This is a genomic window from Rivularia sp. UHCC 0363 (genome assembly GCF_034931125.1).
Taxonomy (GTDB): Bacteria; Cyanobacteriota; Cyanobacteriia; order Cyanobacteriales; family Nostocaceae; genus Rivularia.
Genome location: NZ_JAYGHM010000075.1, coordinates 1 through 12,045, shown reverse-complemented (window position 1 = coordinate 12,045; position 12,045 = coordinate 1). Strand labels below are relative to the sequence as shown.

Genomic DNA, 12,045 nt, shown 5'->3' with positions numbered 1-12,045 from the left:
TTGTAAGTCAAGCAAAGCTCATGTTTGGTAGAAGAAGTGCTAAACGGATTGAGCACTTCTTCATATCTCCTAAGACTCTCTGTAGTCGAGGTAGTACTCCAAGGTGTAAATTCGGTTAGGGTATAAATGACGAGATTAAGGGAAAGCTTTTGGCCGCATAACCCTATCTAAACTTGCGCCGCAGTGTACTAGTCTTGTGAACTAACTTTCACTAAGCTTGGCTAAAGAGAAATTATCCCTATTAATAAAGACCACCGCCAGGTCTAGTCACCTCATTAACCCACTGATTTATTTGCGGAGAATTGCGATATACGACAGATTTAGCCTTTCTATAACCTGCTGATGCAGCATTTGATGCAGCTTTGGAAAGTTTAATAATAGTTCCTAGACGTGTTCCACCATTAATATCATTAAGCTCGTTATCACCCAGCTCATTCATGTAACTTTCAGAATCAGAAAACAGTTCAGCACCAGTGGAATGTAAGTCAGAAATCTTGATAGTAGACATTGCTTGTTTCTCTTAGATGTAGTTTCGACAAACGTGATTAGTTGTATAACGCTAATCACATTTCAATACTCTAATATGCAATCTATTATTTCAAGTCTTTAAAAGCTGTTTTTAAAACATAACTAAAGTAGTTTTGTTCTCAATCATCAGATATTTGATGTTCAAAATCTAAATTTCTTTAGTCTTCAAAAAGAAACTACACTAATACGCTGAACCACCCTAATTCGCCCACATTGTTACTAAAGCTATATCTCTCACTTGGCGGATACAAGCGATCGCCGCTTCTAACCTATCACAGTATGATTGCCTGAAAAACAATACTTCCGAACCTTCTCAAAATTATTGTAAACTTTTGTAACAACTAACGGAATTCTCGTACTTTTGATTCAAATAAGTAAGCAGACTTAGGAGATTCAAAAACTTCTAACCCTGCAATTTTTCCCAGGAGGAATCCCGATGGAGAATCAAGGACTTTATTTGACGGCTTTTCAACGCAAGCTCTTGCAAAAGAATCTAGAATCCGACTTACGCTCAGAATATCGCCGTCGTATCGAAATTATGTTACTTGCAGATGCAGGTCAATCTCAAACACAAATCTGTGAAGCACTAAGATGCGCTCAAGAAACTGCACGGCATTGGATTGCGATGGCACAAACAGGTAACGCCCATCATTGGAATGACCGCTTGATGGGACGACCAAAAACCGTAAATCAGCAATTCCTTGAGCGTCTCCAGGAACTAGCAAGCAATAGTCCCCGCGAGTTTGGCTATTCGTTTGAACGCTGGACAGCGCAATGGTTAAGCAAGCATCTAGCGAAAGAATTAGGAATTAAAATTAGCAGTTGCCATGTTAACCGTTTGCTCAAAGAAATGGGGCTTTCCACTCGCCAAAAACGCCAAACTGCACCTAAAGATTCGGGTATTGCTATTCACGACATCCAATCAAACGCCGAGCCTAATTTCTTTTGGTCGTTTAATTTCATCAAAACCAGTAACTAACAGGACTTATGCGATTGTCACAATATACGGGTGGTGCGTGACGCTAAAAGTTTTATCACTACGTTCAAATTTACTCATAACGTCACACACCCTACAAGAAAATTGTTTTTTTTTGCTAAGTCCTAACTAATTCTCTTAAACTTTTTATAGGCTTACAGGTTATGATTCAAAATTTATCCGAGTTGACAATAGCTAAATTAGGCGAACATCTCACCTTAATTCTTGGTCAAACTCTTTCCGAACAAGAACTTTCCAACTGCTTCAAACAAATTGAAATTTTGCAGCCAACTCCTGGCAAACTATTCTGGCAGGCAACAGACGCTACCCCAGGCATCTATATAGTTTTGGCAGGTAAAGTTAGACTACTCGCTCAGACTGATAACTTAATTGCTTCCCTGGGAGTAGGAGCATCATTTGGTGAGCTAACTTTGTTTCCCGAAGAGCAATTTCAACCTTACTTTGCAAGAGCTTCAGTGAATCTCAAACTTTGTTATCTTCCGGGAGATTATTTGCGGTCGCTCATCCGCAAGTATCCTTCCATTGGAGAACATCTTCACCGTCAAGCAGTACTTTGGGATTTGCTGTTGTTATGTCGTCAAACTCCAAGCCTTGCTAATACTTCTTTTGAGGGATTGACACAAATACTACCATTACTTTCACAGCACAATCTACAAATTGGTAAACTACCAACTTCTGTACTCAAAGACCAGCAACTTTGGATACTACGTAAAGGAGAACTGTTGCATTCATCAGAATTAAAGCTGAATCCTGAAAATATTTATGTTTGCTCGCAGTTACCTAAAGAACGCACTTGGCAGGTGACGAAACCAACCCAACTGTATAGCCTGAAATGTTCCCATTGGCAAACAGCACTCTCCTACTTGCCAGAACTGGCTTTACTCAATGAGTCTGATACACCAATAATTAATGGAGACAAATCCCAGCAGCAGAAGCCCTCACTAAGAACTTCGGAGGAAATGAGTAGAAATCTTGTCACTTTTAACTCTAAAAATTCAAAACCCCCAAAATCTAAGAAAAAAATCAGCAAAACATACTTTCCAAGTCCAACTATAAAAATCGGTCACTTGTGGCAGCGTATTACCAAGCGTTATCCTTACTTTGAACAGCAAAGCGCATCTGACTGCGGTGCCGCTTGCCTGGTAATGGTTGGACGCTACTGGGGTAAACGCTTCAGCGTCAATCGATTGCGAGATATTGCTAACGTTGACCGCAATGGCGCATCGTTGCGAGGATTAGCAGCAGCCGCAGAAAGTATTGGGTTTGCAACTCGACCTGTAAAAGCCAGTCTTGACAAACTTGCACAACAAAACTTACCTGCTATTATCCATTGGGAAGGGAGACACTACATTGTTGTCTACAAAGTCACGCGCCATGATGTTATTGTTGCGGACCCTGCTATCGGTCAGCGTACACTGACTCATGCAGAATTTAAAGCAGGTTGGACTGGCTATACTTTGTTGCTGCAACCTACTGCCCTACTTAAAGATGTCAAAGAAACCAGCACTCCTTTCTGGCAGTTTTTTGAGTTAGCCAAACCTCACTGGGTGGTGTTATTGGAGGTGTTCATCGCTTCTGTCGTGATTCAGATTTTTGGACTCGTCACGCCGCTGTTTACCCAGTTATTGTTAGACCGAGTGGTCGTACAGCGCAGCAATTTGACATTAACAGCTGTAGGTTTGGGTTTACTCATCTTTAGTCTATTTCGAGTCGCCATGACTGGACTGCGGCAATATCTTCTAGATCACACCGCTAACCGAGTCGATCTTGCACTAATTGTCGGTTTTATCAGCCATACCTTCCGCTTACCCCTGAATTATTTCGAGTCCCGTTATGTTGGCGATATCATTTCCCGTATGCAGGAAAACCGCAAAATTCAACGATTCCTTACAGGAGAAGCGCTGTCAATTGTTCTTGATTTACTGACAGTATTTGTTTACTTCGGATTAATGTTTTGGTATAGCTGGAAAATGGCACTACTAACGTTGATAATTGTGCCGCCCTTCGTCTTACTGGCACTGATTGCTACACCTTTCTTACAGCGTGTTTCCCGTGAGATTTTTACTGCTTATAACGAAGAAACTGGATATTTAATACAATCCCTTAGTGGTATTCGCACGATCAAATCTATGGCTGTTGAGCAGACAGTGCGCTGGAATTGGGAAGAACTCTTTGGCAAGTCTCTAAAGAAGAACTTTTCCGGGCAGGTGATTGGCAATACATTGCAAATATTTAGCTCTGGCATTGAAGCGGTAGTAACTACAACATTACTGTGGTTTGGGGCATGGCAAGTGATACAAAACGAATTAACTATAGGGCAACTTGTTGCTTTTAATATGTTGCTGGGTAATGTGATTAATCCCTTTGAGCGGTTGATTCAACTGTGGAATGAGTTGCAAGAAGTGCTGATTGCGGTTGAGCGGATCAATGATGTAGTTGATGCGGAACCAGAAGAAGACTTGCAAACAGTGGCTCGTCAATCCTTACCAGTAATTCGCGGTCATATTCGCTTTGATAAAGTTACTTTTCGCTATAAACCAGAAAGTGATGTTAATACTTTGGAAAATATCAGTTTTGAAGTGCAACCAGGGCAAATGATAGCACTTGTAGGGCGTAGTGGTTCGGGAAAGACGACTATTTCCAAGTTGGTATTGGGATTATATCCTCCCACAGAAGGGAAAATTTTGATTGATGGCTACGATATTACCAGCCTTTCACTGCAATCGCTGCGTTCTCAAATTGGTGTCGTTGACCAAGATACCTTTCTTTTTGGCGGTACGATTCGCGAGAACATTAGTTTAGGTCATCCTGAAGCAACTTTAGCAGAAGTGATAGAAGCTGCTCAACAAGCAGGAGCGCATGAATTTATTAAAGAATTGCCGATGGGTTACGAAACCCAAATTGGTGAAGGAGGAGGAATGCTGTCCGGTGGACAAAGACAACGCTTGGCGATCGCCCGCGCTCTTTTAGGAAATCCCCGGTTGCTAATTTTAGATGAAGCCACCAGCAGCCTTGACGCTGAATCCGAACGCATCATTCAGGCTAACTTTAACAAAATACTTCAACATAGGACAACGTTAGTAATTGCACATCGCTTGTCAACAGTACGCAATGCTGACAAAATTTTGGTACTAGATAGGGGTGTAATAGTTGAAAGTGGAACCCACGATGAATTAATGGCTAAGCGCGGTAATTACTTCTACCTCAATCAACAGCAAATTACTGTAGGTGTTGGTTAGTAATGCAACACAGATAATTAACAACTATTAACTAATTACTAAAACTATGCCAAATCAATTTGTGACACCAGAAAAGTTCAGTCAGAACGGTCAATACCCTACTAGTCAACTGGACTTAAATAACTCCACTCAAAAACCATCATCACAACAGTCTTCTACACCTTTAAGTCAAGAATGGTCTTCCTTAACCAAAGAATTAATTGATACATTTCCACAAGTATGGACACGCGGATTGCTATATTTTCTGGTAGTATGTGCCGGGATAATTTTGCCTTGGTCTATGCTATCCAAGGTTGATGAGACAGGTAGCGCTAGAGGGCGGCTTGAGCCTCAAGGTAAAACCCACAGATTAGATGCTCCTGTTACCGGAAAAGTTGCAGCCATCAAGGTAAAAGAAGGTCAAACTGTACGTTCGGGACAAATTCTGTTGGAGTTAGAATCCGAATTAACTCGCACTGAACTGCAACAGGCTCAAGCAAAACTTGAAGGTCAATACAATCGAATCAATCAACTGCAATTATTAAAGAACCAGTTGAAAATATCTTTAAATACCCAACAATCACAAAACCAAGCCTCTTATGCCGAGCAGCTTGCTCAAATTGACCAAATTCGGCAACGACTTAGTTCTAATAAACAAGTATATGACTTAGAAAAAGGTCGTCTCAAACTAGCTAAAAATGAGGTACAACGTTATCGATATCTTTTACAAAACGGCGCTATTTCTAAGAGCAAATTAGAAGAGATAGAAGGTGCCATGTTTGAACGCCAAGGACTTTTAGAACAAGCTCAGTCAAATATCCAAGAGGCTACTACAGAATTAGCAAAACAAGAAAGTGCAAATCAACGCATCAAACGTACAGGTGAACTAGCATTATTAGAAAGTCAAAAACAAGTCAAAGAGCTTCAGTCTCAAATTGTAGATGTACAATCAGAAATTAGCCAAACCAAAAAACAAATTGAGTCTTTACAATTTCAATTAAAACAGCAAACTCTTCGCGCTCCAATTGATGGGACAATTTTTCAATTATCTATTGATAACGCCGGAACAGTTGTACAACCAGGGCAAATGATTACTCAAATTGCACCTCAAGGAGCGCCCCTCATATTTAGAGCAGAAATGCCCAGTCAAGAAAGTGGTTTTTTACGTTTAGGAATGCCAGTCAAACTTAAATTTGATGCTTATCCTTTCCAAGATTATGGATTAGTGGAAGGCAAACTGCGTTGGATTTCACCAGACTCTAAAGTTGTAGAAACTGCTCAAGGTAAAGTAGAAATTTTTGAATTAGAAATTGCCCTGGAACAGACTTATATCCAAAGTGGAAATAAACCTATTACTTTAACACCAGGTCAAACAGCAACTGCTGAGGTAGTTGTTCGGCAACGCCGGGTTATTGACTTTGTATTAGATCCATTTAAGAAATTGCAAAAAGGCGGTTTGGAACTCTAGTACTTGTACAACCTAAAATTTATCAATGAAGGAGTTTTTATATGACATCAGTTTACACGATTAACCCAGAAGAAATTATTCATCAAATCAAACTTTCCTGCCAAATTCCTACTGTAGTCGAGAACATTCTCACTCGTAAAATTATCATTAATACAGCACAAGAAGCAGGTATTACAGCAGAGCCAGAAGAACTTCAGCAAACAGCAGACAGTTTGCGGTTAATGAGCCAACTCAAAAGCGCTGATGCAACTTGGGCATGGTTACAAAAGCATAGTCTTTCTTTAGATGATTTTGAAGAATTGGTTTATATTACTGTCATTTCTTCAAAGTTAACAGAATATTTATTTGACCAAAAAGTTGAAGCTGTTTTTGTAGAAAATCAATTGGATTATACCCAAGTAGTTATGTATGAAGTAGTGTTGGATGACGAAGATTTAGCAATGGAACTGTTTTATGCACTTGCTGAAGGTGAAATGACTTTTCCGCAACTTGCCCAACAATATATTCAAGATACATTGCTACGTCGTACTGGTGGATATAAAGGAATACTTAATCGCACAGATTTAAAGCCAGAAATATCAGCCGCTGTATTTGCAGCTACCCCACCCCAAGTTCTCAAACCAATTATCACATCTGAGGGAGTAAATTTAATTTTTGTAGAAGAAATTATTCAGCCGGAGTTGAATGAGATATTACGTTCAAAAATTCTTAATAATTTGTTTTCTGAATGGTTAAAGGAACATATTGAACAATTGGAAGTAGAAATTCTTCTTAGCTCATGCGGTACGCGATAAACGAAGCTTGACGCAAGGCGTATCGCGATCAGAAATTAGCTTCCGGTATCTATAGCAATCGCTTTTAATTATCGGGGAATCTCTCCATCTGCGAGCTTAAATAACCAATCTCGGTAACTTCCGTAGGGTCGCCAGCAAAGAGTATAACGGGTATAGCAGAAAGACGGATTCTCATTGATTGGTCGAACGACAGCCCAGCGATGACGATTTCTATAAAAGCCCCGCAGACTATAGAAAATATGATCATTGCACGGGTATCTGCTAAGTAACGTCTCATACACAAAAGAGCTTATACAATGATCGCGCTCACCGAAGTTAGGTAACTTTCGCAACATAGCCGATTGTCTTGGTAGTTTCAGTGCAGCGCGGTTGTTAGTGATTTTGTCTTCTCTGTTTGATATGAATAATGTTTTTGTCGAATGAGATATTGCACCTGCTCCATTACCTTTTTTAAGCGACATCCAAAAACCTGAAACAAACTATTTACGTTAATGCATAAGATGGTTCTTTTATATAGTGCCTAAATCCTATTGACTATAAGTTTTTTTTACTTTTTAAAGTATATTTGGGGTTGACTTAGAGCGCACTCGAAGTTGTAAGGTAGGTGTATGGCAAATAAGTTAACCATCCAACAAGTAGCCAAAGCCACTGGTTTAAGCGTTCACGCTGTACGCTATTACGAAAAAGCTGGACTTTTGGCTCCAATTCAACGAGCGAGTAACGGTCATCGTTGTTATTCGTCCGAAGATGTGGTTTGGCTGGAATTTTTGATCCGCTTGAGAAGCTCCGGGATGTCAATTCAGCAAATTCATCTTTTTGCTGAATTAGTTCGTCACCAACCAGCTAATGTCCAAGAGCGACGTTTGCTATTAGAAGCACATCGCGATCACGTTCAAAAAAGTATCCAAGATTTAACTGAGAATCTCCGGATAATAGAGTTAAAAATTAAACATTATAAACACTTAGAATTCACGGGTGAGAGCGATAAAAATTGCATTTTTTGGAAAGCTTATTTAGAGAAAATATCTGATGACAAGTTGAAGTAATTTTTCAGAACTGACATAACTAGTACAACACGGCGTAAATAAACCAAGCATTATTATGGGATACTAATGTAAGTAGAGAAAAAGTAGTTTAGGAAACTTGCAAGGAATCAGGGTGTGGCACGACTAACTCCAAAAGAATTAAAATTAAACGATTGCGATCGCCTAAAACTTCAACAGTTGGTTAACCAACACAATACGCCGCAACAAATAGTATTGCGAGCAAAAATAATTATTCTAGCTGACAAGGGACAAAACAATGGTGAAATCGCTAGGACACTGGATATTAGCCTAGACATGGCTCGTTTATGGCGAAAACGATGGTTAGAAACTAACGATAAAGAATTGTCCATTTTTCAAAGGTTAAAAGATCTGGAGCGTACTGGTACACCAGTAAAATTTACGATGGAACAAGTCATCGAACTATTCGCTCTTGCTTGCTCACCACCTGAAGATTATGGACGACTAATCAGTCATTGGACAGCAAAGGAACTCGCTGATGAGATTATAAAACAGGAGATTATTAAAAGCATATCTGTCCGCCATGTTGGAAGACTGTTAGAAGAAGCAGAGCTTAAACCCCACGCCTTGTCGCTACTGGTTAACCCCCCCTGTAGATGAAGAATTTGACGCAAAAGTTGAAGACATTACTGGTTTATATTTAAATGCAATTGAACGTCATTCGATGGGGGAACGTACAATATCGATTGATGTTCCGGACTGGTATTCAAGCTGTTGAGCGTTTAGAGAAAGATTTACCAATGCGACCAGGTAAAGTTGAAAGAAAGGAGTTTGAATATGTCCGTCATGGTACACAGACCTTAATTGCTAATTTCGATGTTGCTACCGGTAAGGTTATTGAACCCAATTGTGGTGATTCTAGAACTGAATCAGATTTTCTCATTAATATCCGTCAAGTTATTGAAGGCGATCGCCATGCTAAAAAGTGGCATCTAATTATGGATTGCCTCAATACTCACCAGTCCAAGTCACTGGTTCGTTTTGTTGCACAAAAAGAAGGTTTGGATATTGACTTAGGTATTAAAGGGAAAAGTGGTATCCTCAAGTCCATGAAATCCCGTGCAGATTTTTTGAGTGACCCAACGCATCAAATTGTTTTCCACTATACACCCAAACATTCTTCCTGGCTAAACCAAATTGAAATTTGGTTCAGCATTTTGGTTCGTAAGTTATTGAAGCGAGCTAGCTTTAAAAGCCAGTATGACCTCAAAACCCGAATTCTTGAATTTATTGACTACTTTAACGCAACAATGGCTAAACCTTTTAAATGGACATATAAGGGCAAAGTCTTAGCTGCTTAATACTTGGTTTATTTACGCCGTACTGTACTAGTACATTTAATAATGTTTAAAATATTACTTTTCGCTTCTACTACGATAGTATTTATGTTAGGAATAGTTCAGGTTTGTAATACAAATATAAATTTAGCAAATATTAATTCATCCACTTCACTAAGTCAACAGACTAATTCCCATACACAAGAAAATAGGGAAGTCAGGGAAGTCGCAACAATAGAATTACCTGCTAATTTTCAGTACCCAAATGGAATTACTCAAGCTAGGGATGGAACTCTATATGTTGGCTCGATTACGAGTGGACAAATATTGCGAATCGAACCGGGGAGATCAGTAGAGACATTTTTCCCTGGAAATAATCAAGTGTTTGCAGCCAATACTCTGCGAATTGATCAAGAGCGAGGTATTCTCTGGGGAACATCCTCAGATTTCTTGGGAGTGCGTGGAAGTGATGGTAAAGTGACTCGTCGCAGTCATCGAATATTTGCCATTGATATCAATTCTGGTCAAGTTATACGTGTAATTGTAATGCCAGATGGAGGATTTGCTAACGACATTGCCCTTGACGAAAAGGGAGGGGTGTATATTACAGATAGTTGGCGTAGTAGAATCTACTATCTTGCCAATGTTAAAAATCAATTACAAGTATGGGTGAAAGATGAGAAATTTGCAGCAGAAGCTGGACAGGTTGGTTTAGCAGGCATTGCTCGTCATGAAAATGGTGTAATTATTGTTGGACATTTTTCCCAAGGAAAACTATTTCGAGTTACACCTCAACAATCTGCTAAACCGAAGGTAGAAGAAATCGCTTTATCACGCACAATTGAAAATCCAGATGGAATACAATTTACCCTCAATCGTCAATTAATAATTACCGAAGGTGCAATTCAAAGTGGTAATGGTCGTCTTTTACAGATTGACATGAATTCACCTATAAGTAATATTAAAGAAGTTAAAGAAATAGCATCGCAAATTATATCACCTGTTAATTTAACTCTTTCAAAAAATCAAGCTTGGGTGACAGAATCGCGTATCCGTCATCGTATTCTTAAGGGAAAAGAAACGGAAATTCCCAAGCATTTTTTTATTTATCACTTTAATTTACCTTCGGATAAAAAATTATGAATAGAAGAGATTTTGTGAGTAAAACAGTTTCTGCATCCGTTATTACTAGTGTTGCTAGTCAGAAAAAATCAGATGATTCACAAACCAATCGAAAAAGATTTGAAGATAAAGTTGTCATCATCACCGGAGCAACATCAGGTATTGGTAAAGCCGCAGCATTTGCATTTGCTAAAGAAGGAGCAAAAGTGGGTTTTTGCGGTCGTCGAGAAAATCTCGGTCAACAAGTTCAAGAAGATATTAAAAATCAAGGAGGTGAAGCAACTTATATAAAAGCAGATGTGATAAAAGCAGATGAATTGAAAATATTTATTGATAGCATTGTTAATAAATACAAACGTTTAGATATTGCATTCAACAATGCAGGTACAGTTATGTTTCGTAATCTTCACGAAATCGAAATTGAAGAATGGGATAATATGTTTAATACGAATACTCGTGGAGTTTTCTTAGCAATGAAATACCAAATTCCCCATATGTTAAAAACTGGTGGAGGTAGCATTGTCATAACTTCTTCAATGCACCAAGTTTCCACTCGTCCAGGAGGTAGCGCTTATGCAGCAAGTAAAAATGCTTTAATGGGAATTGCTAGAGCCGCAGCGATGGATTATGGTGAAAAAGGAATTCGAGTTAACCTACTTGCACCGGGAATTACAGATACACCTATGTTTAGAAATGCCACAGGTGGAACACCAGAAGCAATAGAACGGGCTAAGTCGATTATAGATAGTTTGAAAAGAATTGCTACACCTGAAGAAATTGCCGAAGTTGCTCTCTTTTTAGCATCTGATGAATCAAGGTATATTACAGGGACATCAATATTAGCCGATGGAGGGATGATGGCTGGCTGATGATTGGAAATAATTAATCATATTCTCATGGCTTTAATTGCATCACAAATTGTCAATCCTCTTTTTTCTAAAAGATTGACTGCGATCGCGACTTAGCCTTTTTTCCTATAAATAATCTTATCGTTAAGCAATGACACGATATCATTAATATCAGCTAATTCTCTACCATCAAAACCGATCAATATATCTCCTAATAAAATTCCCACATTCTCAGCAGCAATCGAAGCTTCAACGTTGACGACAATTACACCACCATCTTTGATCGCAGCATCTCCTATCGTCGCGACGGGAATATTGGGGTTTTCTAGTTTGAAAACTTAGTTTGTGAGAACCCTTAGAAACTTCCATAATCGATTTTAAAGATGATTTTGAAAAAGTTCGAGAACCTGTAGCCAAGCATCAGTAGCAGCTTCTTGATTTAAATTTGGACTTTTAGCGAAAAATGGGTATTTATCAACAAAAAATCCGCCAAAAAAGCCGTGTATTGCATCATATCGAAATACCCGATGCTTAATTTGATGTTTCTGTAATTCTGCTTCGACTTTTTGATTCTCTTCTTGGGAAACAAATATATCTTTCGTAGCAAAAAAAGTATAAATAGTACCTTTTATTTCCTTCGTCCGATTCAGTGTTGGTATCTCTTCTCCATAGCTAGAAGAGGTGATTCCACCACCATAAAATGACGCAGTGGCTTTAATATCGGGTAAA

The 12,045-nt window shown here is 39.0% G+C and carries 13 protein-coding genes; 9 read left to right on the top strand and 4 right to left on the bottom strand.

Annotated elements, in window-relative coordinates:
- Positions 1-241 precede the first annotated feature (241 nt).
- A complete protein-coding gene (locus VB797_RS29305; RefSeq protein WP_323241297.1) occupies positions 242-508 on the bottom strand; it encodes a hypothetical protein in 267 nt (88 codons plus the stop codon).
- Positions 509-964: 456 nt separating this feature from the next.
- Between VB797_RS29305 and VB797_RS29300 the strand changes: the two genes are divergently transcribed.
- The 4 genes from VB797_RS29300 to VB797_RS29285 all read left to right on the top strand — a co-directional run bounded on the left by VB797_RS29300 (position 965) and on the right by VB797_RS29285 (position 7,005).
- The gene (locus tag VB797_RS29300) at positions 965-1,507 is read left to right on the top strand and encodes a helix-turn-helix domain-containing protein (protein ID WP_323241296.1); all 543 of its coding nucleotides are present in this window, start codon (positions 965-967) and stop codon (positions 1,505-1,507) included.
- Between the two features lie 161 nt (positions 1,508-1,668).
- Positions 1,669-4,764: a peptidase domain-containing ABC transporter gene (locus VB797_RS29295; protein ID WP_323241295.1), complete on the top strand. Its 3,096-nt coding sequence runs from the start codon at positions 1,669-1,671 to the stop codon at positions 4,762-4,764.
- Positions 4,765-4,810: 46 nt separating this feature from the next.
- Positions 4,811-6,211, top strand: coding sequence for an HlyD family type I secretion periplasmic adaptor subunit (locus VB797_RS29290; RefSeq protein WP_323241294.1), 1,401 nt, complete (start codon positions 4,811-4,813; stop codon positions 6,209-6,211).
- Positions 6,212-6,252: 41 nt separating this feature from the next.
- Positions 6,253-7,005: a peptidylprolyl isomerase gene (locus VB797_RS29285; protein WP_323241292.1), complete on the top strand. Its 753-nt coding sequence runs from the start codon at positions 6,253-6,255 to the stop codon at positions 7,003-7,005.
- Between the two features lie 64 nt (positions 7,006-7,069).
- Here the strand turns inward: VB797_RS29285 and alaE are convergent, their stop codons facing one another.
- A complete protein-coding gene (alaE, locus tag VB797_RS35080) occupies positions 7,070-7,282 on the bottom strand; it encodes an L-alanine exporter AlaE (RefSeq protein ID WP_416350949.1) in 213 nt (70 codons plus the stop codon).
- Between the two features lie 331 nt (positions 7,283-7,613).
- Between alaE and VB797_RS29280 the strand changes: the two genes are divergently transcribed.
- The 5 genes from VB797_RS29280 to VB797_RS29260 all read left to right on the top strand — a co-directional run bounded on the left by VB797_RS29280 (position 7,614) and on the right by VB797_RS29260 (position 11,337).
- Positions 7,614-8,051, top strand: coding sequence for a MerR family transcriptional regulator (locus VB797_RS29280; RefSeq protein WP_323241291.1), 438 nt, complete (start codon positions 7,614-7,616; stop codon positions 8,049-8,051).
- 114 nt (positions 8,052-8,165) lie between these two features.
- Positions 8,166-8,669, top strand: a complete 504-nt coding sequence (locus tag VB797_RS29275; protein WP_323241290.1) for a helix-turn-helix domain-containing protein — start codon at positions 8,166-8,168, stop codon at positions 8,667-8,669.
- Positions 8,670-8,713: 44 nt separating this feature from the next.
- Positions 8,714-9,370 (top strand): transposase, encoded by a 657-nt coding sequence (locus tag VB797_RS29270; RefSeq protein WP_323241288.1) that lies wholly within the window; start codon positions 8,714-8,716, stop codon positions 9,368-9,370.
- A gap of 84 nt (positions 9,371-9,454) precedes the next feature.
- Positions 9,455-10,489 carry a gluconolaconase gene (locus tag VB797_RS29265; RefSeq protein WP_323241287.1) on the top strand — a complete coding sequence of 345 codons (1,035 nt, stop codon included), beginning with the start codon at positions 9,455-9,457 and terminating at the stop codon, positions 10,487-10,489.
- The gene (locus VB797_RS29260; RefSeq protein ID WP_323241286.1) at positions 10,486-11,337 is read left to right on the top strand and encodes an SDR family NAD(P)-dependent oxidoreductase; all 852 of its coding nucleotides are present in this window, start codon (positions 10,486-10,488) and stop codon (positions 11,335-11,337) included. Before VB797_RS29265 ends, VB797_RS29260 begins: the two co-directional genes overlap by 4 nt.
- A 92-nt stretch (positions 11,338-11,429) precedes the next feature.
- Here the strand turns inward: VB797_RS29260 and VB797_RS29255 are convergent, their stop codons facing one another.
- Together VB797_RS29255 and VB797_RS29250 are read right to left on the bottom strand one after the other, a co-directional pair.
- Entirely contained in the window at positions 11,430-11,582 is a 153-nt protein-coding gene (locus VB797_RS29255; RefSeq protein ID WP_323241321.1) for a hypothetical protein, read from the bottom strand.
- A gap of 111 nt (positions 11,583-11,693) precedes the next feature.
- Positions 11,694-12,045: dienelactone hydrolase family protein (locus VB797_RS29250; protein WP_323241285.1), on the bottom strand; the 352-nt coding region annotated here is incomplete at its 5' end.

Excerpts from the sequence above, each read along its gene's own strand:
- VB797_RS29305 (WP_323241297.1), bottom strand. The coding sequence starts at position 508 with ATGTCTACTATCAAGATTTCTGACTTACATTCCACTGGTGCTGAACTG.
- VB797_RS29300 (WP_323241296.1), top strand. The coding sequence starts at position 965 with ATGGAGAATCAAGGACTTTATTTGACGGCTTTTCAACGCAAGCTCTTG.
- VB797_RS29295 (WP_323241295.1), top strand. The coding sequence starts at position 1,669 with ATGATTCAAAATTTATCCGAGTTGACAATAGCTAAATTAGGCGAACAT.
- VB797_RS29290 (WP_323241294.1), top strand. The coding sequence starts at position 4,811 with ATGCCAAATCAATTTGTGACACCAGAAAAGTTCAGTCAGAACGGTCAA.
- VB797_RS29285 (WP_323241292.1), top strand. The coding sequence starts at position 6,253 with ATGACATCAGTTTACACGATTAACCCAGAAGAAATTATTCATCAAATC.
- alaE (WP_416350949.1), bottom strand. The coding sequence starts at position 7,282 with ATGAGACGTTACTTAGCAGATACCCGTGCAATGATCATATTTTCTATA.
- VB797_RS29280 (WP_323241291.1), top strand. The coding sequence starts at position 7,614 with ATGGCAAATAAGTTAACCATCCAACAAGTAGCCAAAGCCACTGGTTTA.
- VB797_RS29270 (WP_323241288.1), top strand. The coding sequence starts at position 8,714 with ATGCAATTGAACGTCATTCGATGGGGGAACGTACAATATCGATTGATG.
- VB797_RS29265 (WP_323241287.1), top strand. The coding sequence starts at position 9,455 with ATGTTAGGAATAGTTCAGGTTTGTAATACAAATATAAATTTAGCAAAT.
- VB797_RS29260 (WP_323241286.1), top strand. The coding sequence starts at position 10,486 with ATGAATAGAAGAGATTTTGTGAGTAAAACAGTTTCTGCATCCGTTATT.